31 protein-coding genes are annotated in these 24,589 nt (G+C 51.2%); 28 read left to right on the forward strand and 3 right to left on the reverse strand.

Going from position 1 to position 24,589, the window contains the following annotated elements:
* Positions 1-284: 284 nt before the first annotated feature.
* The 10 genes from B5E64_RS15335 (at position 285) to B5E64_RS15380 (ending at position 6,507) form a co-directional block, all read left to right on the forward strand.
* Entirely contained in the window at positions 285-482 is a 198-nt protein-coding gene (locus B5E64_RS15335; RefSeq protein WP_087169325.1) for a hypothetical protein, read from the forward strand.
* The gene (locus tag B5E64_RS18100; RefSeq protein ID WP_087169326.1) at positions 472-669 is read left to right on the forward strand and encodes a hypothetical protein; all 198 of its coding nucleotides are present in this window, start codon (positions 472-474) and stop codon (positions 667-669) included. Before B5E64_RS15335 ends, B5E64_RS18100 begins: the two co-directional genes overlap by 11 nt.
* Positions 659-1,033 (forward strand): hypothetical protein, encoded by a 375-nt coding sequence (locus B5E64_RS15345; RefSeq protein ID WP_087169327.1) that lies wholly within the window; start codon positions 659-661, stop codon positions 1,031-1,033. The genes B5E64_RS18100 and B5E64_RS15345 overlap by 11 nt, the downstream gene beginning before the upstream one ends.
* Positions 1,030-1,344: a hypothetical protein gene (locus B5E64_RS15350; RefSeq protein WP_087169328.1), complete on the forward strand. Its 315-nt coding sequence runs from the start codon at positions 1,030-1,032 to the stop codon at positions 1,342-1,344. The genes B5E64_RS15345 and B5E64_RS15350 overlap by 4 nt, the downstream gene beginning before the upstream one ends.
* A complete protein-coding gene (locus B5E64_RS15355; RefSeq protein ID WP_087169329.1) occupies positions 1,341-1,610 on the forward strand; it encodes a hypothetical protein in 270 nt (89 codons plus the stop codon). The genes B5E64_RS15350 and B5E64_RS15355 overlap by 4 nt, the downstream gene beginning before the upstream one ends.
* Positions 1,607-2,065 carry a YopX family protein gene (locus B5E64_RS15360; protein WP_087169330.1) on the forward strand — a complete coding sequence of 153 codons (459 nt, stop codon included), beginning with the start codon at positions 1,607-1,609 and terminating at the stop codon, positions 2,063-2,065. The genes B5E64_RS15355 and B5E64_RS15360 overlap by 4 nt, the downstream gene beginning before the upstream one ends.
* A gap of 85 nt (positions 2,066-2,150) precedes the next feature.
* Entirely contained in the window at positions 2,151-2,462 is a 312-nt protein-coding gene (locus B5E64_RS15365; RefSeq protein ID WP_087169331.1) for a hypothetical protein, read from the forward strand.
* A 42-nt stretch (positions 2,463-2,504) separates the two neighbouring features.
* The gene (locus tag B5E64_RS15370) at positions 2,505-4,664 is read left to right on the forward strand and encodes an ATP-dependent RecD-like DNA helicase (protein ID WP_162610207.1); all 2,160 of its coding nucleotides are present in this window, start codon (positions 2,505-2,507) and stop codon (positions 4,662-4,664) included.
* 185 nt (positions 4,665-4,849) lie between these two features.
* Complete coding sequence (locus tag B5E64_RS15375) at positions 4,850-5,476, forward strand: macro domain-containing protein (RefSeq protein WP_087169333.1); 627 nt, start codon at positions 4,850-4,852, stop codon at positions 5,474-5,476.
* A gap of 440 nt (positions 5,477-5,916) precedes the next feature.
* Positions 5,917-6,507, forward strand: a complete 591-nt coding sequence (locus tag B5E64_RS15380) for a hypothetical protein (protein WP_140398878.1) — start codon at positions 5,917-5,919, stop codon at positions 6,505-6,507.
* A 449-nt stretch (positions 6,508-6,956) separates the two neighbouring features.
* Here the strand turns inward: B5E64_RS15380 and B5E64_RS15385 are convergent, their stop codons facing one another.
* Positions 6,957-7,502: a hypothetical protein gene (locus B5E64_RS15385; protein WP_087169335.1), complete on the reverse strand. Its 546-nt coding sequence runs from the start codon at positions 7,500-7,502 to the stop codon at positions 6,957-6,959.
* 502 nt (positions 7,503-8,004) lie between these two features.
* Here B5E64_RS15385 and B5E64_RS15390 point away from each other — a divergent pair.
* From B5E64_RS15390 to B5E64_RS15435, 10 genes are all read left to right on the forward strand, one after another.
* Complete coding sequence (locus B5E64_RS15390; protein WP_162610208.1) at positions 8,005-9,054, forward strand: guanylate kinase; 1,050 nt, start codon at positions 8,005-8,007, stop codon at positions 9,052-9,054.
* 186 nt (positions 9,055-9,240) lie between these two features.
* On the forward strand, positions 9,241-10,197 hold the full coding sequence (locus B5E64_RS15395) for a DnaB-like helicase C-terminal domain-containing protein (RefSeq protein WP_087169337.1): 957 nt from the start codon (positions 9,241-9,243) through the stop codon (positions 10,195-10,197).
* A gap of 62 nt (positions 10,198-10,259) precedes the next feature.
* On the forward strand, positions 10,260-10,691 hold the full coding sequence (locus tag B5E64_RS15400) for a hypothetical protein (RefSeq protein WP_087169338.1): 432 nt from the start codon (positions 10,260-10,262) through the stop codon (positions 10,689-10,691).
* 112 nt (positions 10,692-10,803) lie between these two features.
* Positions 10,804-11,361 carry an Rpn family recombination-promoting nuclease/putative transposase gene (locus B5E64_RS15405; protein WP_162610209.1) on the forward strand — a complete coding sequence of 186 codons (558 nt, stop codon included), beginning with the start codon at positions 10,804-10,806 and terminating at the stop codon, positions 11,359-11,361.
* Positions 11,362-11,442: 81 nt separating this feature from the next.
* A complete protein-coding gene (locus B5E64_RS18105) occupies positions 11,443-11,616 on the forward strand; it encodes a hypothetical protein (protein ID WP_162610210.1) in 174 nt (57 codons plus the stop codon).
* A gap of 81 nt (positions 11,617-11,697) precedes the next feature.
* Positions 11,698-12,129 (forward strand): hypothetical protein, encoded by a 432-nt coding sequence (locus B5E64_RS15415; RefSeq protein ID WP_140398879.1) that lies wholly within the window; start codon positions 11,698-11,700, stop codon positions 12,127-12,129.
* A gap of 159 nt (positions 12,130-12,288) precedes the next feature.
* Positions 12,289-12,717: a single-stranded DNA-binding protein gene (locus B5E64_RS15420; RefSeq protein WP_087169342.1), complete on the forward strand. Its 429-nt coding sequence runs from the start codon at positions 12,289-12,291 to the stop codon at positions 12,715-12,717.
* Between the two features lie 419 nt (positions 12,718-13,136).
* Positions 13,137-13,721, forward strand: a complete 585-nt coding sequence (locus tag B5E64_RS15425) for a hypothetical protein (RefSeq protein ID WP_087169343.1) — start codon at positions 13,137-13,139, stop codon at positions 13,719-13,721.
* Between the two features lie 82 nt (positions 13,722-13,803).
* Positions 13,804-14,289, forward strand: coding sequence for a JAB domain-containing protein (locus tag B5E64_RS15430; protein WP_087169344.1), 486 nt, complete (start codon positions 13,804-13,806; stop codon positions 14,287-14,289).
* The gene (locus tag B5E64_RS15435) at positions 14,286-17,228 is read left to right on the forward strand and encodes a transglycosylase domain-containing protein (protein WP_087169345.1); all 2,943 of its coding nucleotides are present in this window, start codon (positions 14,286-14,288) and stop codon (positions 17,226-17,228) included. The genes B5E64_RS15430 and B5E64_RS15435 overlap by 4 nt, the downstream gene beginning before the upstream one ends.
* Positions 17,229-17,311: 83 nt before the next feature.
* Here the strand turns inward: B5E64_RS15435 and B5E64_RS15440 are convergent, their stop codons facing one another.
* Both B5E64_RS15440 and B5E64_RS15445 read right to left on the reverse strand, forming a co-directional pair.
* Complete coding sequence (locus B5E64_RS15440; protein WP_087169346.1) at positions 17,312-18,253, reverse strand: hypothetical protein; 942 nt, start codon at positions 18,251-18,253, stop codon at positions 17,312-17,314.
* A gap of 142 nt (positions 18,254-18,395) precedes the next feature.
* Positions 18,396-19,247, reverse strand: a complete 852-nt coding sequence (locus B5E64_RS15445) for a hypothetical protein (protein ID WP_087169347.1) — start codon at positions 19,245-19,247, stop codon at positions 18,396-18,398.
* 190 nt (positions 19,248-19,437) lie between these two features.
* Here B5E64_RS15445 and B5E64_RS15450 point away from each other — a divergent pair, with 190 nt between their 5' ends.
* The 8 genes from B5E64_RS15450 to mreD all read left to right on the forward strand — a co-directional run bounded on the left by B5E64_RS15450 (position 19,438) and on the right by mreD (position 24,586).
* Positions 19,438-19,902 (forward strand): hypothetical protein, encoded by a 465-nt coding sequence (locus B5E64_RS15450; protein ID WP_087169348.1) that lies wholly within the window; start codon positions 19,438-19,440, stop codon positions 19,900-19,902.
* A 27-nt stretch (positions 19,903-19,929) separates the two neighbouring features.
* Positions 19,930-20,520, forward strand: a complete 591-nt coding sequence (locus tag B5E64_RS15455; protein WP_087169349.1) for a 5-bromo-4-chloroindolyl phosphate hydrolysis family protein — start codon at positions 19,930-19,932, stop codon at positions 20,518-20,520.
* A gap of 2 nt (positions 20,521-20,522) precedes the next feature.
* Entirely contained in the window at positions 20,523-20,879 is a 357-nt protein-coding gene (locus B5E64_RS15460; protein ID WP_087169350.1) for an HNH endonuclease signature motif containing protein, read from the forward strand.
* Positions 20,880-21,119: 240 nt separating this feature from the next.
* Positions 21,120-21,380: a DUF4321 domain-containing protein gene (locus B5E64_RS15465; protein ID WP_087169351.1), complete on the forward strand. Its 261-nt coding sequence runs from the start codon at positions 21,120-21,122 to the stop codon at positions 21,378-21,380.
* Positions 21,381-21,427: 47 nt separating this feature from the next.
* The gene (radC, locus tag B5E64_RS15470) at positions 21,428-22,105 is read left to right on the forward strand and encodes a DNA repair protein RadC (RefSeq protein WP_330616933.1); all 678 of its coding nucleotides are present in this window, start codon (positions 21,428-21,430) and stop codon (positions 22,103-22,105) included.
* A gap of 24 nt (positions 22,106-22,129) precedes the next feature.
* Entirely contained in the window at positions 22,130-23,155 is a 1,026-nt protein-coding gene (locus tag B5E64_RS15475; protein ID WP_087169353.1) for a rod shape-determining protein, read from the forward strand.
* A gap of 1 nt (position 23,156) precedes the next feature.
* A complete protein-coding gene (gene mreC, locus B5E64_RS15480; RefSeq protein ID WP_087169354.1) occupies positions 23,157-24,044 on the forward strand; it encodes a rod shape-determining protein MreC in 888 nt (295 codons plus the stop codon).
* A 14-nt stretch (positions 24,045-24,058) separates the two neighbouring features.
* A complete protein-coding gene (gene mreD / locus B5E64_RS15485) occupies positions 24,059-24,586 on the forward strand; it encodes a rod shape-determining protein MreD (RefSeq protein WP_087169355.1) in 528 nt (175 codons plus the stop codon).
* Positions 24,587-24,589: the final 3 nt, after the last annotated feature.

Consider the following 24,589-nt stretch of genomic DNA (forward strand, 5'->3'; position numbering starts at 1 on the left):
GTCGTTGACTGCCCTGCGGGTAACAGCACAGGGCAGCATGATAAAAGGAATGAGAGTAAATAAGTAGTCGGCCGGTCCCGCCGTGAGGCAGGTGGGAGGGTGAGTGTGAAAAGAACTCCCGCCCGGCCACTAATAATATGGCAGATTGGAAGCGCCGAAGAAAAGTTGCATACGTTCCGGGAATTACGTATGCAAAATCACGGGGAAATGGGAAGTGGGGTACAATTAAAGAAGAAGAGAGAGAAACCCGCCCTGCTGGGAAATAGGAGAAAGGAGAGGATATTATGACGCTATTGAAAAAAGATATCCAGAAGAGAAGCGAAACGATTCAGAACATTGCTTCTCATATGTATACAGCTTCCCACCGCATCCCTGCGGCCGCTGAAAGCGCCTTGAACGAAGCCATGGCAATTCTTCTGGCCGAGAACGAAGAGTGCAGAAGAATACAAGAGAAGGAAGAAGCAAAGGGAAATGCGAGCTAGTATATGGTTGAGCGTTAGCTGCTCCTGCTGCGGGGCGGTTATTGGCTGGTACTACAACAACGCCAAATCGGTTTCCCAACTCAAAAAGGCAACGAAAAACTGGGTGTTCGACAAAGAATACGGGAACCTGTGCCCGGAATGTTTGGAGAAGTTGAAGAAAAGAAGGAGCGATCACCATGACGATTGAAGAAGCAATCCAACAGTTAGAATTTGATCGGGAAATGATACTTTTTGACCTGACAACAGGAGAAACAATAACACCAGAAGTGTTAAAAATAGGAAATCAAGACAACTACAGAACATATCTTGCGGATGAAATGGCGATTGAAGCTCTTAAAGAAATCCAGCAGTACCGGGAGATCGGAACCGTGGAAGAGTGCCGAGATGCGGTGGAGAGAGCCAGATCACTGGATGCTTACGTCAAACAGGTATGCTGGGAAAGGGATCTTGCCGTACAGCAGCTTTCGGAAATTGGCATTTCACTTGGAGAAAATATGGATACTGTGAAAGAAGCATTGAAAAAAAGTATTAAAAAAGGTGATGCAAAATGAGTAAAGGAATCATCATAGTAGACGAAATCCCGAAATGCTGCGGGAGCTGCCCGTATGCAGAACAGCTTTACGGTCTTCGGTATACGTGCGCCGTCTCGTCTGACGGTGGCTTGAGACGGCTACTCTCCCACATGGCGGGAAGGCCGGACTGGTGCCCGATCCTGCCGGTGGGAAAGGATCTGGAAGAACGGCTGGAACAAATTGACCGGTTTTTCGATTCCGTCAGCACGGAAGAGTTGGAACCGCTGACAGAGGAGGAAATGCCGGGAGGGGAAGAAAAATTGAGTAGAAAAGGAGAAAAGCAACGATGACGAACGAGGTAAGCAATGATTTAATTAGTCGAGAAGATGTCGTGACTATTATAGAAGCTATGATCTTTGAATCTGGAAAAAATCTGGTAAAAGTGTATCTTTTGCAGGACGCAAAAGAAAGAATTGAACGTATCAAGCCAGCATATAACAAAGAAGGAGTCATTGAAGAGTTAAAAAGACCTGATAATTATACTATTATGGCTGGAAAACATTTTACAACAGTAGACAGGGCAGTCGAGATTGTCGAGAAAGGAGGCCTAGAATGAGAGAAATTTTATTCCGGGCGAAACGGAATGATAATGGCGAGTGGGTAGAAGGCTATTACGTGAAAACCAGATTGGGAACAGATACAGAGCCTAGTAATGCCATCTTTGTTCCGTGGAAACAAAACCGTTTTGAACAATGGGGATGGATTCGAATATTACCCGAAACCCTCTGTCAGTTTACTGGACTCTATGACAAAAACGGTCAAAAGATTTGGGAGCATGATATAGTTAAATGCAATAAGCGGAAAGATGGGTTTGAGTTTTACAAAGTTCTGTGGAGAAAATACTACGCTGATTTTGGAGTTGAACCGTTAGAATTTGGTGTGCAGTATCCAATCAGTTTGGGAGAAAGGGAACAGGACGTAAGGGGATGTGACTACGAGATTGTTGGAAATAGTTTCGATAATTCCGAAACGCTTCACAGAACGAAAAACTCAGATGGGAAAAAATCATAGCAACAGGATCTATTCTGGAAAGTGAGCCGGAAATCTTCCATATTGCTAAGAAAGCCCCGGAACTGCGGGGAGAAAGCAGGGAAACATGTCAAAAACATACGAAGCGGCACGCCAGAAGGCCGCAAAAGAATACAAGGACCGGCTGGAAGAAGCCAGGAAGGAGATCCGGGAGCTGCGGGATAAGAACGACCGGCTGTTATGCGAAAGCCTGGAACTGGAAGCGAAAGTAGAGCAGCAGGCGGAGTGGATTGAGCGGCTCTTGGAGTTTACGGAACTCAGCCCGGAGGAAGCGAAGCAGCTGCGCAGGAGAGTCAAAGTGGAAGCGGAATTAAGCGATACCTTTGGTGGATGGGCGTCCGTGTTTGCTAAAGCATTCACCTTTGGCGGGGTGGACTGACCTGTGCGCACAAACAAGATTCAAAGAAAGGAGGAAAATCCATTGGAACAGCTGACAGGGACTGTCCAGAAAATTATATATCAGAACCAGGATAACGGCTTTACCATCTTTTTGCTGGATCCGGATAGGCTGGATCTGTTTTCCAGGTACATTACGGTCAAGGGAACCTTCTTCCAGCTGACGGAAGGGGAACACATGAAAGTCAGCGGGGACTATAAAAACGACCCGAAGTACGGGAAGCAGTTTGCTGCCGACCACTACGAACCGGTGCTGCCGGACCGCCTGGATTTGCTGGAACAGTACCTGGCATCGGGCATTGTCTCCGGCATCGGGCCTGCCAGGGCAAAATCCATCATCCGGACGTTTGGCAGGGATACCATCCGGATCCTGGAAGAGGAACCGGAACGCCTGACAGAAGTCTCCGGCATCGGGAAGCGGACAGCGGAACTGATCGGACGGAAGATGACAGAACGGGTAGAAGAGCGCCGGATCCTGATTGCCCTGTCCGGGTACGGCATCGGCCAGGCCCTGGGGCGGAAGATCTTCAAGCGGTACGGGAAGCAGACCCTCCATGTCCTGCAGTCCAACCCATACCGGCTCATTGAAGAGGTGCCGGGAGTCGGGTTCACGTCTGCGGACAAGATTGCCATGGAGCAGGGGATCGGGAAGGAATCCACCTTCCGGGTGGAGACCGGGATCCTGTACGTCCAGAAGAACCTGTGTGCTTTTGGGAGCGTGTACGTGCCAAAGAACACCCTTCTCAAGGAAGCGGCAAATACCCTGGAGGTACCGGCAGAAACCGTAGAGAAGCACTTAGGGACCCTTCTGCACCGTGGGGACCTGGTGGCGGAAAAGGGTACCCGGATCTACCGGAAGGGTGACCTGAAGGCAGAACGGGAGCTGGCAAGAAGGCTCTATGCCCTGGCATCCCGGAAGAACCGGAAGGTGAAGCGGGAGGTATTCGGGGAACTGGGCGGAAATCTGGACGAGGTACAGATGAAAGCCGTGGAACAGGCGGCAAAGAGCGGGCTGATGGTACTGACCGGGGGACCGGGTACCGGGAAGACCACCACCACCAACCTGATGATCCGGTACTTTGAGAAAGCAGGGAAACAGGTGGTGCTGGCAGCGCCCACCGGGCGTGCAGCCAAGCGGATGCAGGAAGCCACCGGACGCCATTCCTCCACCATCCACCGGCTCTTAGGTGCTAAGATGATGGACAACAAGCTGGTGTTTGAAAAGGACGAAACAGATCCGCTCGATGCGGACGTGATCCTGATTGACGAGGTGTCCATGCTGGATCTGTCCCTGGCCCTCCACCTGGTCCGTGCGGTGCCAAAAGACGCCCAGCTGATCCTGGTAGGGGACAAGAACCAGCTGCCAAGCGTGGGGGCAGGGAATGTCCTATCCGACCTGATCGGAAGCGGCGTCTGCCGGGTGATGGAGTTAAAGAAGATCTACCGTCAGGCATCCGGGAGCAACATCATTGCCAACGCCCACCAGATCCTGGAAGGCGGGGAATTGAACCTGTCAAACCGAAGCCATGATTTCTTCTTCAAGCCGGCGGAGGATCCGGAGGAGATCCGGAAACTGCTGCTCCATTATGTGGCGGATTCCCTGCCGGAATTTACCAAGGAGGCGGACATCCAGGTCCTTGCGCCGCTCCGGGGCCGTGCCCTGGGAGTGAACCAATTGAACCTGGACCTGCAGGAACGCTTAAACCCGGGGAAGGAGACCGTGCTGGGATTCCGGGTGGGAGACAAGGTGATTCAGACCTCCAACAATTACCAGATCGAGCGGAAGAACCGGAAAGGGAAAACCCAGAGCGGCGTGTATAACGGCGACATGGGGCGTGTGAAGCGGATCGACAAGGAGCAGGAATATCTGTACGTGGAGTTCGAGGACGGCTGGACGGTGCGGTATGACTTTTCGGAACTGGAACAGCTGGAACTGGCGTATGCCCTTACGGTTCACAAGTCCCAGGGCAGTGAGTACCCGGTGGTGGTGATCCCGGTATGGGACTATGTGCCCATGCTGACCAGCATGAACCTGTTATACACGGCAGTGACCCGTGCGAAGAAGTACATCCTGCTGATCGGGCCAAAGAAGCGGGTGTACCAGATGGCAAGGAATGTCCGAGCCAATGACCGGCTGACGGGATTGAAGGAGTTCCTGCAGGAAGAGGCGGCACAGGACAAATAGTAGTACCCGTGCCGCTTCTGTACAGCCTTCTGTCCCAAAAACTTCTCGGCATAAGGTTTCCCAATACGGCACACACAGAAAGAATCGCATGAGGCGGTGCTTTTTTTGCTGTCCGGGACGGAAATCCTGGGGATGTTCCATATTTTGTTTGAAATTTGCAAAAACAAGAACAGGAGGAACAAACAATGATTCGAGAAGTGAAAGGAAGCGTACTGGCGGGATCAGAACCGATCATCGCCCATCAGGTCAACTGTAAGGGTGTCATGGGAGCCGGCGTAGCCAAACAGATCCGGCAGCATTTCCTCTCCGTCGCCCAGTACGGCAGGTACCAGAAACAGTGCAGGAAACGGGGAGCAGAACTGCTTGGGAAATGCGAACTCACCTGGTGCCCGTCCGGATGCCTGGTTGCCAACCTGTATGGAGAGAACATCCCGACAGGGAAGGGCCTGGATACGGACTACGTGGCGCTTAGGAAAGCCCTGGTGTCCCTGAAGCATAAGGCAGCAGCCATCGGGGACATTGCCATGCCGGGATACTTAGGCTGCGGCCTGGCAGGCGGGGACTGGGAAACGGTCTACGGGATGATCCGGGACGTGTTCGGGGAGTTTCACCGCACCGTCACCATTTACTACCTGCCAGAAAGCGTCGAGCGTCTGTGTCAGGAGTTCGGGGACATGCCGATGGATCCGGAGACGGAGTGCCTGGAAGAAGAGTGGCACGGATTCCCAAAGGGAACAAACCGGGAGGAGATCTGGCACTGGTTTGAAGAGACCTTTAATTGTAGCGTGGCGGAAGACCTGATGCATCTGTAGGCTGCTGACTTCGGAGACAAAAAAAGACATCGCAAGGCAGGGGAAAGAGTATCCCTCCGGCGGTGTCTTTTCTTATGGGGATATTGGCAGATACCGTAACACATGGTAAGATGGAAACAGGCGGGGCTGAAATAGTCCTGTGCTTGAATGGGAGAAGGAGGGGCAGAAATCGTATGAGGAGGAAGCTACTTTTTATAATATTGGTTCTTTTTTGCATAGCAAGCCTGTTTGCAAAACCGGAGGGGAAAACCTCTGTTTCTGATCAGGTCTTATATAAGTGCTGCTTGCTTTCGTTTTTTATACCTTTGACGATTGCATCTGGGCTTTGGTGCAACACTCACAAGCCGGCGAAAAAGCTCTGGGGTATTGCAATCCTGATTTCCTTAACGGCCGGTTTTGTTACCTTTCTGGCTTTGCCGGAGGGGATCCAGGAAGGAGGGATGGCGTTTAGTGAAAAGGAAAGCGGGGACAGACCGGACTTAGAAAAACGTAAAGAGACAGATCGTTCGGAAGGCGATCCGGAAATGGTTAAGAAATCCGTCTCCACAAATGAGGGAAAAGAAGATAGGAAACTCGAAAAAGGATCCGAAATTGGAAAAGAACCGGTCCGTTTCCTGTATGATGATACTTATATTGTAGGGAATGTAAAGGTTCGCATCAATGAGATTCAGATCAGGCAGAATGTTTATCAGGCAGGTAACCATACACTGGAATTCCGGATTTTCTGCGAACTCGTCAATACTTCGCCTACGGAGCAATATTTCACCGCCACAAAGACCGGAAATATAGTAGGGGTCTTTCACGGAAAGGAAGAAACGCAAATCGGCGGTATGGACAATTTACTGTGGGATAAAGAAGATGATACCATTGGGACAGGCATTACCGTGCCTGCAGACGGAACCAAAGAATTGGTGGTGCAGGCCGGAACCGTGATTACAGATGCTGTTACATACGGGGAGGAACTGAAATTCGACGTTTATTTCCGGAATAACGAGGAACTGCTTACAGTGACATTCGATTGTCAACCTTAAAAAAGAACATCGCAGGAAAGGGAACAAGTATCCCTCCGGCGGTGTCTTTTTTTATCTCGGTATGCGTTGGATACGATCATCCCAACACAATGCCGCATTGCAGTTCCCAGAACAAGGCTGTCGATATCCAACTGTTCCAGTAGGATTTTTCGGAACCAGGTACCGAATTTGAATCATTCCCGGCTTCTTTGGATCCGCAATTTTCCTCCCAGGACACGAAAAACCGCCCCAATAGGACGGCCTTTCCGTGAAAAAAATAGATGGAGGATATATATCGAAATCCGGGGCAAAACCCCCTAATCTTAATGTCTATATCACTGGCCGGCCATAACAAAGAGGAAACAAAAGACACCGGCCAGGTGGAAGGGCTGTTCCCTTCCGACAAAGAGTATTCTACTACATCTGAAAAGATGCCCGAAAGTTGCATACGTTTTTAAGTTATCCGTGGATCAGGACTTCGAAAGCAAAGTGCCGAATGCCTGGTTCCGTTTTTCGAACACGACAGCAAGCACCTGTTGCCCCTGCTCCACACGCTTATAGTCCTTATAGTCGCAGACAACCTTCTGGATCCGGGTACCGGTATCCGGGAAGATCACATCCAGGTAGTAGGTCCGGCCATTGGTATTGCCGCTCCTGGCAGGGGATGGCCACTTCCCGTTGACAAGGCCGTACTGAGCATGGGTGGCGGCAGCGTGTTTCGGGATCCGGCCATGGAGACACCAGAAGCCTCCAATCCAGAAGATCAGGGTGCCAACTGCAAGACCCAAAACGTCCTTCGTACTGGACTGCCCGAGGTACAGAAGGTAAAGACTGATTCCCTGGAATGCCAGCCCCATGAAGAAAGCAAACCATCCGACAACGGTGGATGTCCCGTTCAGGTCTTTTTTCAGCTTCCGGATCATTTCCGCCTCCGGTTCGGTAAGCGTCCTTTGGCGCAGCTCCTCCGGGCGGATATTGCGGTAGCGGGGATCGTGTTTTGGGATATGTGGTTTCATAAAAAATTCTCCTTTCGCATAATGCTCTGCCAGAAATATGGAATATCCGCTCCTTCCAGTAGGAATGTTCGAATCTGGGTTCTTCCCCAGGACACGAAAAAGCCGCCCCGAAGGACGGCCTTTCCGTGAAAAAAATAGATAGAGGATGTATCGAAAACCGGGGCGAATCGCCCCTAATCGTAATGTCTCAAGTGCTGGCCGGAAGCTGTATAAAAAGAGGAAACTATGGGAATCTCCGACCAGGTGGAAGGGCTGTTCCCTTCCGACAAAAAGTATTCTACTACATTCGAAAACTTCCCTAAAAGTTGCATACGTTTTTTCTTCCCGGAGGTGGATATCAGCCTTCCGGATCCGGTTCGTGCCATGCCCATACCGCTTTTTCCAGGTGGACCGTACCATTTTGTGCAGGGATGCAGCCGCTGTTTTCCAGGGAAAGAGAATCCATCCCGCCTGGTTTTCCCATATTGTCATAGAAAGAAACAGAACAGTGGAGGAAATAACAATGCTGACATTTGGAATTGATTTTGATGATGTATTATGTGACCTGAACATTCATGCGGTGGAACTAGCCAACCGGGAACACCCGATGGATCCGCCCCTTCGCCTGGAGGAGCTGGACAGCTGGGAACTCTCCGGACGTGCCCAGGTAGTAAAGGGCTACTATGACCGGGAAGACCTGTACCGGAAGCAGACTGTGACGGAGGAAGCAAGGGAATTTGTCCGTGCCCTGCAGGAACAGGGGGAGGTTTTCATCTGCACGGCCATCCGCCCGGAGTTTATGGGACTGCGTGTCCGGCAGATCCGGGAGGCCTTCCCGTTCATCCCGGAAGACCACATCATGATGGGATCCCGGAAATCCCTGTTGCAGTTTGACGTAACGTTGGATGACGGCGGCCACAACATCCTGGAAAGCCGGAGCCGATTCCCGGTACTGTTCCGGAAGCCGTGGAACCACCGGATCACGGGGATCATGGCGGTGAACAGCTATGCGGACTTTTTGGAACTGTTGAAACAGATCAAGCATTCCCTGGTCCAGGGACGGAGGACCGTTACCGCACCGGCTGTGGTTGCCCTGGTTGGCCCAAGCGGGGCTGGGAAACGTACCCTGGCAAAGGCGTTGTCCTGCCGTGAGGGGTTCGTGGTGCCGGAAAACTATACCACCAATCCGGATGCCGGGGCACACCGGTATCTTGCGGAGCAGGACTTCCGGAATACGGATTTCCTGGAAACAACCTATTACGGCGGATTCCGGTATGGTACCAGGAAGGAAGACCTGGAACGTGCCCTGGAAACGGGAGAGTACCTGGTGCTGCCCATGGATGTGTGCGGGGCCGTGACCATGAAACGGTTTTACCCGACGCTTCTGGTGTACTGCAAGGCCCGGAAAGAGACCATTATCGGGAATATTCTGGAAAAGGACATCAGCCTGGAAGAAAAGAAGCTGCGGCTCATTAATCTGGACAAGGAACTGGTAAACGAGCAGATCTGCGACTGTACCGTGGACATGGAAGGAGCGGATCCGGTCCGGGAACTGATGAAGCATCTGAAATGAGAAGAGGAGAAGATCCCACTGCGGGTCTTCTTTTTCTGTACACGAAAAGGCCGCCCCAAAGGACAGCCAGTTAGCAAAAAAAAAGATAATCTTTCGTTTACAAATAGATCTCAGTTTCGTTATCCAACAGCTTCTTTTGTTGCAAACTTCCATATTGGAGAAAACCAATGGAAGGAGGCTTATGATATGAGCAATAAGAAAGAAGCAAACGTGAACCGATCAGACTGGATGGTGCATGACCCGGATGCCTGCAACTTATATCCCATGGAGGAGTACCTGACGGGGCAGATGCCGGACGTCCTGAAGGAGTATGCCGGCAGGGAGACCATCCGGTCCGGCTATGACAACCTGGATGCCATTACCGACATCCACCCAAGCCTCTATGTCCTGGGCGGCGTCAGCTCCATCGGGAAGACCACATTCCTGCACCAGATGGCGGATCAGATGGCAACGAAGGAACACCCGGTGCTGTACTTTGCCTACGAGCAGACAGTACTGGACATGGCGGTGAAGAGCCTGTCCAGGACCATGGCGCTGGAAGACCAGGAGCAGGCCATGCCATCCATCCGGATGAAGACCAACCCGGAGGACCCGAGGATTGCCATGGCGGCAGGGGAGTACAAGGCAGCGGAACACCTGTATGTGGTAGAGTGCAATGCCAAAGCCACCATCAACAAGGTGGAGCAGCTGGTCACGTCCTTCATTGAAGTCCAGGGCGTCCGGCCGATTGTGGTGGTGGACTACCTCCAGGCCATCCCGCCGCTGGATAAAAACAAGCGATCCGTGAAAGACCATATCTACCTGAATATGCGCCGCTTAAAACAGCTGCAGAACGCAAACGGGCTGGTGCTGATGGTCATTGCGGCACTCAGCGAACAGAGCCTGTACGAGGAACTGGACTTTGAGTCCTTCAAGGAAGTGGGCAATATGTCCAACGTGGCAGACGTCCTGTGGGGACTGCAGCTCCAGGCGTTAAAGGACGAGAAAGGCACGGGGAAGGACCGCAGGAAACGGATCCGGGAAGCCATGAAAGAGATCCCGAGGAAAGTGGAACTGGTGTGTCTGAAGAACGCCCTGGGCCAGACGTACAGCTGTGACTATACCTATTACCCACAGTACGACCTGTTCCGGACAGCGAAGTAGGAAATGTCCGGGGAACTGCCATATTGTGGTTGAATCTGATCGAAAAACAGGAGGAAACACAAATGGACAGAAAAATGGACAAGGAATTGAACAAACGGGAACTGATTGGGACCATCATCGACCGGGCAGAGGATCTGCTGGGACGGATCACAGGCAGTGAGGAAGCAGTGATCACAGGGGAAGACTATGACTGGCTGCATGGGCAGATTGAGGAGATCCTGACACTGCACAAGGCCATGCCGGATCCGGAGGCATGGTATGTGGAGACCTGGTGCGATCAGGATATTATCAATGCTATGGAAGATCAGGGCGTCGAAGTCACGCCGGAAAAACTGGAACAGGTCAAGGAACAAGTCATCCCGCTGTTCGATGACAAAACCGAACGGAATGAGCAGATTGCGGATGTGGTCTGGGAACTGTTCGAGCCGGCAGAAGAGGTGAGACGCCTCCTGGATGGCACAGACGAGGATACCCGGACGGCCCAGAAAAAATAAGTCCATAAGGGAGAAAGCATCGCCATGGGGCGGTGCTTTTTCCCTGCCAAAGACAAAAGGCGGGTTCTTCCATATTGCTACTGAATTCACAAGAGAAAAGGAGGAACGCAATATGGACAAGAATAGGTCAACAAGGTATACTAAAAGAAAGTGGAAGGCATACGAAGAACTGACCCTGGCAGATGATTTCCTATTCTGCAAAGTCATGCAAAATCCAAAAATCTGCAAGGAGGTACTGGAACGGATCCTGGGAAAAGAGGTTACATCCATTTCGTACCCGGAAGCCCAGCACACCATTGACATCACGATAGAGGGGAAGGGCATACGGCTGGATATTGTAGTCGCAGACAGCATGGGTACTTATTATGATTTGGAAATGCAGCAGCGGGACACGAAGGAACTTCCGAAACGGATGCGGTATTATACATCCGCTATCGACCAGGAACTTCTGAAAAGGAGCGAAGATTATCACACTTTGAACGACGTCGTGATTATCTTTATCTGTCCGTTCGATCTGTTTGGTGCGGGAAAAGCAAAGTATGTCATCCATTCGTACACCGAAGATCATTACCTGGTTGCAGACGGATGCACAAAGGTAGTACTGAATGCTAAAGGAAAAGCAGATACCAAGGAACTGCAGTCCTTCTTGGACTATTTGGAAGGGAAATAAGATCTGCAGGATCCATTGGTACAGTCGCTTCAGGAAGAGCAGAAATTTGCATCCCAAAATGCAGAATGGAGGGCGGATTATATGAAGCTTGTTGCAAGGGACATGGATCAAAGAGCCATTGGCAGAGAAGAAGGTTTGCGGGAAGGGATATTCCAATCCATCCGACGCCTGCTTGCCAATCACATTCCAGCAGAAGAAGTGAAACGTCTTCTGGATGTGACGGACGAAGACATCCAAATGGCACAGAAAAAATAAGTCCAGAAGGTAGAAAGCATCGCCATGGGGCGGTGCTTTTTTTTGCGGAAAAGAATTTCTCCCGGTTCTCGGATATTGGTTTTGAAAGCCGTACAGCGGTATCAGGAAATGAAGGACCAGGAGCGGGATGTGTACGCCGCACCGATGGAGCAGCGCCCACGGAAAAAATCCGGGCCGCAGCCAAAGACCCTCGTTGACCGGGACGGCAACGTCTTCCACGGCCTGCGGGGAGCCTGTCAGGCCTATGGCAGGAGTTACGAACTGGCCAAACACCGCCTGTTCGACAACTGGCCGCTGCAGTACGCACTGGAAATGCCGCCGGGATGCGAAGCCTTTTACGATCATGTCGGCAATGAGTTCCGTACCCTGGCACAGATGTGCCGGTACTACGAAATCGACCGTGCTGTCTTTGCCAAACGCTACGATGCAGGCTGGACATTGGAAGATGCACTTATGCTTCCGGTTGGCAAGACCCCAAAGAAATTGGCCGGTGAGAAAGAAGAATCGCTTTAAGCGGTTCTTTTTTTTGCGGGGGAATGATGCTCTGCCCGGCGGGAATGCCGCCCATAGTCCTTTTTCCAGGTGCCCGTTTTTCTGCGGAAAATGATTCCTTTTTCGTTCTTTCATATTGTGGGTGATTCAAAAAAATATAAAAACACAGGAGGAAATGAAATGAACAAGGTTATTTTAATGGGAAGACTCACAAGGGATCCGGAGATCCGCCACTCTCAGGGAGCAGAAAGCATCCCGATCGCAAGATTTAACCTGGCGGTTGACCGCAGGTTTAAGCGGGACGGCGAGCAGAACGCAGACTTTATCCAGTGTGTCGCCTTCCGTAAGACGGCAGAGCTTGCAGAGAAATACTTAACCCAGGGCAGGATGATCACCGTCTGCGGATGGATCCAGACCGGAAGCTATACCAACAAGGACGGCGTGAAGGTTTATACCACGGAAGTTGTGGTGGAAGAACTGGAATTTGCCGGATCCAAAGGCGACAGCAGCGAGAAGCCGGCAGGAAAGAAGCAGGCAGCAGCCGCACCTGCAGATGACGGGTTCATGAACATCCCGGACGGGGTAGACGAGGAGCTGCCATTCAACTAAACGGTTCAAAACAAAGAAGCATCAGCAAACTGCTGGTGCTTTTTCTTTTCTGCAAACAAAATGGCACCCGTCCAATGGGGAGACCGAACGGATGCCGTGAGCTAGTAGTGTATGGTGTATTACGGAAATTATGGTACACGAAATTCAAGAAAAAGTCAAGTTAGTCGAAACTAATTCGGCACCTGGTTCCGAATTTCAAATTTCAGATTTTTTAATAACTTTGTAGTACTGGAAACATAATGATGCCGGACGCCGATCTTCCATATTAAGGGCAGGAACCCGGAACCTGTTGTTTCCTTCTGTTTCATTATTTTATTTCAGATAGTCCGGGTTCCCAAAAGCCCGGCACGTCCGGGCTTCTTCACAATGGGCAGCCCGTTTCCATGCGGGCAAGTGAGAAATCGAAGGGAGGGTCCGGTTTGGAATCGCTGATCTTTCTCATCCTCATTGTCATCTTCGGGTATGCCTGCCTGACCAGCGGGTATCACCTCCTGCCGCTCTTATACGGTGCGGCGGGCTTTGCCGCAGGCTTATGCCTCTGGCGGTACCTGCACCCGGGGCTTCCCTGGGTGTCGGAGCCGTCCATGGTGGTGGCCCTGTGTGGGGCGTTCCTTGGGGCTGTGCTTCATGAATACTTGATGATGGCCCTGGTGTTCGGGCTGATCCTGGCACGGTTCCCCCAGCTGGCGGTGAACGTCACCCTCTTCGGGGTGGGCGTGGTATGCGCCTTTGGCTGTGTGTTCCTGTTCCGGAAGCTGTTCCGTCCCTGCATGGTGATCTTCACGGCAGTGGTTGGGGCGGCCATCCTCTCCCAGGCGCTGGTGAGCTTCTACTGGTATGCGAAGCAGCCGTCCGTAGGGATAGCGGGGCTTTCCGGCCACCTGGCAGCTTCCCTGGTGACACCGCCGGGGGCATGGGACGCCATGCGGATCCTGTTCAGCATCCTGTTTGGGGCGCTGGGGATCTGGGGCGTCTGGCGGCAGGTCAGATTGGAGCGGGGATAACCTCCCCGCTTTTTGCATACGTAGCCAAAATTACCGGGCGGATGTCCCCGGACGTATAATGCATGAAAAGGAGTGATTAATCTTGAATCAGTATAAGACTTACCTGGACCCGGATGGGGTCCACTATATGGAAAAAGTCCGGGAGATTCCCCTGACGGAACCTCTGGACACGCCAAAGAAAGTAGCGGAGTTCTTCCAACGGGAGTTCCGGATGGACAGCCTGGCGGAGGAGTATGTGTACATCCTGGGGGTGAACCAGGCATCCCGGGGCTTAGGGGTATTTGAACTGACCCACGGCACCGCAAGGCAGAGCCAGATCAGCGCAAGGGATATTTTCGTCAAACTGTGCCTAAGCGGGGCTACGTCCTTCCTGCTGGTCCATAACCACCCGGGAGGCAGCACCTTCCCGAGCCGGGGCGACATGGAGACCACCAGGCTTTTGGCAAACGCCGGGCAGCTGATGGACATCCCCCTCATTGACCACCTGATCCTTGCCCACGGCGGGGAGTACTTAAGCATGAGGGAGGCAGGGCTTTTGGAGGTACCGGGAAAGGAGGAAGCGGCATGACTGACGAAACCAGACGGACAGACGGAGCCGGGGAAACAGTAGAACGAGAAGAACGTATGGCACAGGACATCCCGGAGGCGGCATCCGGCATAGAGTGGGATGAGCAGGAAGACCGGGAAGAACAGGAAAAGCGGAAAGAACGGGAAGCGAAAACCAGGAAGCGGAAGAAGCCGGGAAGGGGCAGGAAAGGCCCGAAATGGAAGCGGTGGCTCCGGCGGATCCTGACGGTGCTGGCGGTTCTTTTGGTGCTTTCCGGCATCGGGTACCTGATTGTCACCCACACATCGTTCTATAAGGAACTGCAGGAGACGGCCTACGACACGTTGGCCACCATGGACAAGGGCACCTTCCGGAAGCTGGGGAACACGAAGATCCTGGACGGAAAAGGCAATGTCATCGGGGAAGTGGATTCCGGAAGCTACGAGTACCGGGAGATCTCGGACATCCCCCTGGACTTGCAGAATGCCTACATTGCGGCGGAGGACCAGAACTTCAAAACCCACCACGGGGTGGACTATAAGGCAACCCTCCGGGCGGCGCTGGCGCTGGTGAAGAACGGCGGGGAGATCACCCAGGGCGGGTCCACCATTACCCAGCAGGTCATCAAGAACAACCTCTTATCCCAGGAGCAGAGCTTCCTGCGGAAGTTTCTGGAAATCCTGATGGCACCGGAGCTGGAGAAGAAGTACAGTAAGCAGGAGATCATGGAGTTCTACTGCAACTCCAACTACTACGGGAACGGCTGCTACGGTGTGGGAAGCGCCGCCCGGTTCTATTTCGGCAAGGACGTGACGGAACTGACCACGGCAGAATGCGCCATGCTGGCAGGAGTCAGCAACAGCCCAAACAACTATAACCCGGTGGCAAGCATGGAACTGGCCACAAAGAAGAAGAATTCCATCTTAAACAAGATGCAGGAATGCGGGTTCCTGACAGAAGAGGAGTGCAAGAAGGCAAAGGAGCAGGAGATCACCGTGACCCAGACGGAAACCTCCCTCTTAAGTTCCAGCAACTATATGTGCAGCTATGCCATGCACTGTGCAGCCCTGAAGCTGATGGAGCAGGACGGGTTTGAATTCCGGTACCTCTTTGACAGCGAGGAGGACTACGAGCAGTATGACGCCGCCTACACCGACAGCTACAAAAAGATGGCGTCCCTGATCCGGGGCGGCGGCTACACCATCCAGACTTCCTTTGACACGGGCATCCAGGAGAAACTCCAGGCCTCCGTGGACCAGTCCCTCTCCGGAAGCAAGGAGACCCAGGAGAACGGGAAATACGCCCTCCAGGGTGCGGCGGTCTGCATCGACAATGAGACCGGGTACATCGTGGCCATGGTAGGCGGCCGTGGGGAGGATCAGTTCAACCGGGCATTCCTCTCCGAACGCCAGCCGGGATCCACCATCAAGCCGCTTTTGGTCTACGGGCCGGCCTTTGACCGAGGCATTGCAGTGCCGTCCAGCATCTACACGGACAAGAAGGTCACCGTATCCGGCTACAGCCCGAAGAATGCCAATAACCGGTACTTGGGTGCCATGAACCTCCGGAAAGCCCTGGCCCTGTCCACCAACACCGTGGCCTTCCAGGTCTTCCGGGAAGTGGGGCAGGAGAATGCCCTCAAATACCTGGAACAGATGAAGTTTTCCAGTATCCGGTATGCGGACAACTCCGCCATGTCCATCGCCCTGGGGGGCTTCACCTACGGGGTGAAGGTGGACGAAATGGCACGGGCTTATGCCGCCATCCAGAACCACGGCTCCTACCGAAACCAGACCTGCCTTGTGAAAATCACCCATGAGACGGAAGGGACGGTCTATGACGGGAAGGAGAAGCCGGTCCAGGTCTACAGTGAGGATGCGGCCTTTATGCTGACAGACACCATGGAGGGGGTATTGGAAGAATCCTACGGCACGGGTGCCAACATAGATTTAAAAGGCCAGATCGCAGCCGGGAAGACGGGCACCACCAACTCCAACCGGGATGTCTGGTTCTGCGGCTATACCAACTACTACACAGCATCCGTGTGGGTAGGCCGGGATGACAACGGGGTTCTCAGCCGGACTGACTATGCCAACCGGATCTGGGAATCCTTCATGAACCAGGTGCACCAGGGGAAGGCAGCCTCCGACTTCCAGGTGCCGGATACCATTGAGTACCGGAACGTCCTCTCCGGCGGGAAGCTGGGAAGCAGGAAAGCGGGGAACCTGGACATGGGCAAGCGCTCCTACCTGCGCCGCCCGGCAGGATATGACCTGTACTCCTCCCAGAATGCCAAGAAGCTAAAGAAGCACCAGGAGGAGAAGGAATTGAAAGAGGCCCTGGAAAACGCCGAAGCGAAGGTCGCCGCATTTGAGGCTTACGAGATTACCAGTGTGGCAACGGCAAAGGGCATGGACAGCGCCTACGCTTCTGCAGTGGAGGCAGTGGAAGCCATCCCGGATCCGGAAAAACAGCCTTCCTTTAAGACCCGGGTGGCTGAGAAGTACGAAAAGCTGCAGAAGACCTACCAGGAGTGGGAGACAAAGATCGAAGAAGCGGATGCGGAAGCCGCAAAACAGGCCGCTGCCGAGCGTGATGCAAAGGACGAGGCCAACCAGGCTGCTGCCACGGAGAAGCTCCATAAACAGCGGGTCAGCAATATGGAATGGTACCTGGATGCCCTGGCAGACCGGGACTACAACACCGATACGGCCAGACGCCTCCTCCAGGATGCGGCAAACGCACTGGAAAACTGCCGGGAGTACGACGAGTACAATTTCCTGAAGCAGCGGTACGAGGAACAGGCATCACGGATCCAGGGCCTCCCGACGGAGGTGCCGACGCCGGAAGTGCCGGAGAACCGCTACGATACCATTGAGGACGACTACCCGGACGACGAAGTGCCGGAAGCAGACAGCAGTGCATCGGACGAGCCGGACAGCACGGAAGAACAGGAATAATGCAGACAGGCAGGGGATTCCCCCCTGTCTGTTTTTATGGCAGCAAAAAAGAGACAGCACATGGCCGTCTCCTTTCTGTCTGTCTACGCTTTCAGAACCAGTCTTTTGGCTTGTTCGATCTGCTCGTCTGTGGCATTTAAGTACTGCTTCACAGCAGCTTCCTCCATCCCGTTGTCCAGTGCCTGGCGGATGGTGATAAGTGCACCTTGCTCAATGCCCTGCTCAATGCCTTTTTGTATGCCCTGTTCTTCGATAAGATCACTCAAATTACACATGATTTCAACCTCCCTGCCGATCCCTTCCTCTGGCGGGATCTGAAATTCTTCTTCCATAATTGTGTCGATTTCATTACGGCTTTTTCTGCTGAACGATGTGTTCAGCAAACGGATAACCGGATGCTCCGTTCCTGGCGTTTCCGGCTGCAAGCAAATCTGAATCACACGCAATTTATCGTAATCTTCCTGCCGACAGGGAATGTGTCCAAGAATATCCCTTTTGTCAATAAAAAACTCAGAAATGGCATTCCCAATATATTTTGCCGGATCCAGACACACCCAGATGGAATATACCTTCTTCAGCTGGTCGTAATCTGGCGGAGAAAACTCCGATTCCAACTGCTCGGAAAGCATCCTGGCTCCGTAAAAGATTCCCCGTGTCGGGATGCTGTAGCCTGGATAATAGTCTTTCTGCGCTTCCACATCAAAGAAGATTCGGCATTCCCGATCCCCTTTTGGATAAATGGAAAACCGTACATCGTAGAAGACCGTTCCTTCTCCCAATAATTTGCTTTCCAGGTTCTCGCCCCGTAATGTAGGCGGAACAGAAACTTTGGAAATAATCGGAAGTCCGTCCATAAAGGAAATGATTTCCTCGATGGAGAATCCCTGGACATCATCCACCAAGTGCTTGAGGATATGTGCCAAGATATACCTGTTGGACAGGATATTTTTTGCCGCCTCATCATATTTCCGCTTTTCGGGGGTATCTTCTGTCATGGCATATAAGTTGGACAGTTGCGTATTCATGTTGGTTCCCTCCTGTCTTCATAAGATTCACAAAGAACATGAGAGAACATCTGCTTTCTGATTCTATTATAATCATGTTTCTCCGTGGAAGCAATAGCGCCAACACAGCAAAACAGCTGCCCATAAAGGACAGCTGCAAGCCTTAAATTTGTACAAATACACCGGAACGGAGCATATCATCTTCCCAACCGGAATACGTTGGATACTCTGTTTTGTCTACCGTGGTTTGGTACAACACGGACAAATCTGATTCAGAGTATAACCCGCTGATCCCGTCTTCATTAGACTTGTACCGGATCAGCGCATTTTCAAACGCTGCCTGGGTCAGGGTCAAAATTTTCGGTTCCTCTGCCGGCAGGGAAATCAAACGGATTGTGATCTCTCCTGCATCGGATCGTATCGGACAGACTGGTTCTACTGCGTGTGCGTGAACCTGACAAGCGCCAATCAGATATTTATCAGGAGCCACCTTTCGGACCGGTATGGATTTCTGTATCCGTTGCAGCGCCGGAATGGAGATCTGCAGAGTAGCAGGCCCCGGATCCGTAAATACCCGAACGTCCGGCTCCATGCCTTCCACACGGATGATCCGCATTATGCCTTTTCGGTCCGCCCCTTCATTGGAAAAGGCCTTCCAGCAGTAATATCCCTTTATGTTCTCCTTTTCAGCTGCCAGTTCTGCAATGACTTCCCTGATGGTAGATACTAGGTTTTCCTCTTTGGTATCCAGCGGAAGAGGCTCTTCAAAAATTTCTTCTACATTTGTAAAAACCAGGTCTGAGTAAGTAACCACTGCCTTCAGGTCATCCAGGGAATCAAATTCTTCCCCGCAGTCCACACACTCGTATGGTCCGGTCGGTTCCTCAAATTCCACTGCTGTATCGGAGTCCATTCCAATCTGCTGGTTCTCCTCATTCACAATCACCGCATGGAGACGTTTCTGGTAGGCACGGAAGGTATGCCCTCCGCATTTTGGACAAATTCGTTTCATCATTTCTTTCCTCCTATATTCGTTTTGATTTTCAGTTGGAATATGGAATCTCCCCGACCTTTTCGTTCCCGGCTTTTACAAAAAAACGTAGGCAATTTCCGGCAGAATCCTGCATTCTGTTAGGATAAAAGAAAAAAGTGCGGTTGGAATCGAAAAATTCCACCATATTAGAATTGGAAAGGAGCTGGAATTTATGGAATTCGTTCTCATGATGGCTGCAGCAGTGCCGGTGATCGGGAGTGCTGTGAAAAGAGAGAAAAAGGAGGATATTGCATCCTTTTGCGAAAGGAAGCACGCAGACCTGTTTGCCAGACGCCTGTTGAACCGGAAGGTGGCAAGGTTTGCGGCGGACGTGGATACCATGGCATCCATCAACCTATCTGAGCGCTGCCGGCAGGTACGGGCGCAGGACCTGGAATATTACTGCATCCACTTAACGGAGGAACTTCAGGGGCTGGAAGGGGATCCCCTGGCAAAGCGAAGCGTAGCGAAAAGTTTCCGCTGTATGCTCTGCTGTATCAGCCAGTATGCAAAACAGGGGCTGTTCCGGGATGATTATGAGACCATCCGCCCGGTGCTCACCCAGGCAGGGCGGACGTGCAGCATGGTGCTGGGAAAGGAAAACCAATGTATGTTCCAGTGCTTTTCCAAACACTGAGCACTAAAAAGAAAGGAGACGAAGAAAATGGATGTTGGTCAGATCATTTTCATTGGGATTTGCGTCGTCGGTATCTTCATAGCCTCCGTGTTCTGCCTGGACAGCTGTGGTTTTGTGGAACGGCTGAGAATGGCACACATGATCAAAACAGGCCGGAAGCGGATCCGGAGGTTGGGAAGCCTTCGAGAAAAACTGCCGGATGCGGTATGGAGAGAACAGCTGAAGAAGCTGGAAGAATCAGCGGAAGCAATTCTGGATACGGCAGTACAGAGTCCCCAAGCGTTGGAGATAGTGGAAAGACTGGTGGAGGATTTCCTGCCAGCCCTGACTGAACTGGTGGAATCTTATGGGGGACTGGACAGGAGGACGTTGTTTGGAGACGAAATCCGGGCTGTGAACCGGGGGATAGAAGACGTGCTTACCCGAATGCAGGCTGTCTTTGAGGACATGCTGGACCGCCTGAACCGGAAGCCTGTCACGGATTTTTCAAAACAAGTCAATTTTGTCAACCGTATGATGGACAGAGCCGGTTTGCCGGAGGCAGATCCTGCACGGGAAACGGACGGGGCACAAAGGCAGTCCAGTCATGCAGAACCATCCGGTAAGGAGGAGATATAGGGATGGGCAGAAAACGGTTTACCAAAGCAGAGCGGGAACGGGTCTACCAAAAATGCGGCGGCCGCTGTGCGTACTGCGGCTGCCCGATCACGTTTGAAGAAATGCAGGCGGACCATATGGTGCCGCTCAGGAAGGGCGGGAGCGACACGCTGGACAACCTCCTACCTGCCTGCCGTAGCTGCAACCATTACAAGCACACCCTCACCGTGGAGGAATTCCGGGCGTATGTATCCGGGATCCCGGAAAGGCTAGAGCGGGACAGTATCCCCTACCAGGTCGGGGTCAGGTTCGGCCTGATCCATAGTGATACAAAGGTGGAGTTTTATTTTGAGAAAAACAAAAATGACGATACCCCGTAGGGGAATTGTTATGCAAAAAAAAGTATGGTATATTCGTGCATATTCTTACATTTATTTACATAGACTGCGTTCTACTTACGGTTCCGTTGACGACACGTTACCGACAAAAGTACCCGCAGGCCCCGTAAATACGTTGTCGATTCTTAAGGAAAATTTAATGCACAAAAAGTCTATACACTTTTTTTGAAGTGTGTTAGAATAAAAGCGGTTTGTAAAACACTAGAGTTTGGAGGGTTACAGATGAAAGGAGCAGGAAGCAAAAATGGATGGGGACTTTTCCTGATGCTTCTGGCAGGTATTGTGTTGGGCGGATTTATAGGGATGCTCGCACAGGATATTCCCGGACTTGGATGGCTTTCGTACGGTCAGACATTTGGCCTGCAGCAGCCGGTTGTACTGGATCTTGGAATTCTGGTTCTCACTTTGGGACTGAGTGTGAATATTTCTATCGCCAGCATTGTTGGCATGATTCTTTCTATCATTATTTATCGCTTCTTATAATCTACTGAATCGATCATCAGAGTTTACAAAAGAGTATGAATCAAAAAATGAAAGAGTTACTGAAAGAGGAACGTCCATATGAAAAATGTGGACGTTTTGGTGCAAAAAGCTTGACCGATATTGAGCTTCTGGCCGTACTTTTAAGAAGCGGTACGAAAGGAGGCAATGTGCTGGAGACAGCAAAAGCAGTGCTTTACCCGGACGGAAAAGAGGGCGGGCTTACGAGGCTTCCTTCCTACTCGAAAGAGGCATTGATGAAAATTCCGGGAATCGGAGAGGTTAAGGCGGTACAGATTCTCTGCCTCTGTGAGATTGCAAGAAGAATTGCGAAAGAGAAAGCAAAAGAGCCGCTCTGTTTTGACAGGCCGGAGACGATCGCTTCCTATTATATGGAAGATATGCGTCACCTCAAACAGGAAGAACTGAAACTGCTGATGTTAAATACAAAGTCAAAGCTTCTGGGTGAGACAAGAATTTCCAAGGGGACAGTCAATATGTCTGTGATTTCTCCCAGAGAGTTGTTTATAGAAGCATTACAGAAAGATGCGGTGATGATTATACTTTTGCATAATCATCCGAGCGGTGATCCGGAGCCGAGCAGGGAAGATATCCTTGTGACGAAAAAGATCGCGAAAGCGGGAGAACTGATCGGAATCACGCTGATCGACCACATCATTATCGGTGACCGGTCGTATGTGAGCCTTGCTGAAAAAGGGTGGATATAAATAATAGAAGGGACTGGGACGAAGATGGCTAGGAGTATTTATGGCCTGGATCTTGGTACGTATCAGTTAAAGATTTATGATAAAAAGGAAAACCGGATCCGGACCGTAAAAAATGCGGTAGCCGTCCGGAATGAGACAGAGATTTTTGCAACAGGCGACCGTGCCTATGAAATGTATGAAAAGGCGCCGGGGGAAATTACAATTGAGTTTCCGATGAAGGAAGGTGTGATTTCCAGAATCGGAGAGATGCAGTACCTGTTGGAAAGTGAATTGAAGACAGAGGAGGGATTCTTCTCCAGAGGGACAGAATATGTGATTGCGGTTCCGACAGATGTGACAGAGATGGAAAAGAAAGCGTTTTTTGATCTGCTGATCTATTCTTCGGCCAGGGCAAAAGAGGTCCGCATCGTGGAGCGGGGCGTCGCAGATGCGATTGGAGCCGGGATTGATATCAAACAGGAGACCGGAGCGGCCATCGTCAATATCGGAGGCGAGACAACGGATATTTCTGTTCTGTCCAGAGGCGGGATTGTCCTGAACCGCCTGTTAAAGACCGGAGGGGCTTCCATAGACAGAGCCATCATTACTCTCGTCAGGAGGCATCTGGATTTTGTGATTGGCAGGCTGACAGCAGAGGCTGTGCGGATTCAGAGCAGTGTGTTTGGAGAAGAACAGGGACACGCGGTAATGGCTGCAGGGAGAGACCTGGTCCGGTCAAGACCCGGAATCAAGGAGATCCCGGACTATATTGTCAGAACCGCTGTGAAAGAGTTCCTTAAGCCTTGCGGGGAAGCAGTGTCGCTGATGCTGGAACAGGCTCCGCCGGATGTGCTTGCGGCGATCAGAAAGCGGGGAATCTGTCTGACGGGAGGCATTGCCTGTACAAAAGGTCTGGACAGATATATGGAGGAAAAAATGGGGATTCCGTTTTATACGGTTAAAGAGCCCCATTTAAGTGCAATCCGGGGAGTGCGTGATATTCTATTGTCGGACGATCTGAAGGATCTGGCATATTCCATGAAAGACGAAAATTATAGGTGGATGAGATAAGATGAAGACAAGAAATCAAAAAGGTTTGGAAAGTAAATACTGGCTGTTGATCATCGTGGCTGCCTGCGTTGTGTGCATGGCGGCGACCTTTTTTGCAGATGTCAAAAGCGGCCCGCTCCGGGCGATCGCAGATTATACGGTGGTCCCGATGCAGAAAGGGATCAATGTGATCGGGACATGGGTCAACGATGTGGCGGATAATTTTGCCACACTGAAAAGTGTACAGAAAGAAAATGAAACACTGAAAGAACAGAATGAAAATCTGAAAGCGGAAAATAACCAGCTGCAGCAAAAAGCAGTGGAGCTGGAGCGGTTTTATGATTTATACAAGATGGATCAGAATACATCCGACTATCCGAAAGTAGGAGCGAGAGTGATCGCGAATGACGGAAGCAACTGGTTTACTTCCTTTACGATCGACAAAGGAAGCGAGGACGGAATCCGTGAAGATATGAATGTCCTGAGCGGAAACGGACTTGTCGGAATTGTGACAGAGGTCAATGCGCATTCTTCTACTGTGCGTTCGATTATCGATGAGGTCAATATATCGGCCATGGTCATGACAACCTTTGACCAGTGTATTGTCAGCGGAGATTTGAAGCTGATCAACAACGGTGTTGTACAGTTTGAGCAGCTGGCAAATAATGAAAATGAAGTTGCAGTTGGAGAACAGATTGTAACGTCCAATATCAGCAGTAAATATCTGCAGGGGCTTCTGATAGGATATGTCAGCGAGGTCAACGTGGATTCAAACAATCTGACCCGTTCCGGATATATCATCCCTGCGGTAGATTTCAAAAAGCTGCAGGAAGTTCTTGTCATTACAACGACAAAACAGGATCTGATCGACAATGGAAATCAGACAGAAAGCGATTCATCGGGTGAATAGAAAGGAGACAACTCATGCTGGCTGTAAAACGCAAAGTCATTGAGGCAGCTCTTGTGATCGTGTTTTTCCTCCTGGAGACAACGATATTCAGCTATCTTGAGCTTGCTTCGATCAAGCCGAATCTTCTGATCATTCTGACGGCAGCCTTTGGATTTATGCAGGGGAAGAAAGAGGGGATGTTCGTTGGAGTGCTGAGCGGATTTCTGCTTGATATCAGCTTCGGACAGTATATTGGATTTTATATTTTATTATACACAGTGATCGGATATGCCAATGGATTTTTCCAGAAGCTCTACTATGATGAAAATATCAAACTGCCGCTTCTTCTGATCGGGGGAAGTGAGCTGGTATATGGAATACTGGTCTACTTTTTCCAGTTCATGCTCCAGAGTGATTTCCATTTTCTTTACTATCTCGGGCACGTCATCATTCCGGAGATGCTCTATACAGTCATTATCACCTTGATTGTATATCAGCTTATTTTAAGAATTAACCGTAAACTTGTAGAAGAAGAAAAAAGGAGTGCAAGCAGGTTTGTTTAATAT

Origin of the sequence: Drancourtella sp. An12 (assembly GCF_002160935.1) — a bacterium.
GTDB lineage: Bacteria > Bacillota > Clostridia > Lachnospirales > Lachnospiraceae > Sellimonas > Sellimonas catena.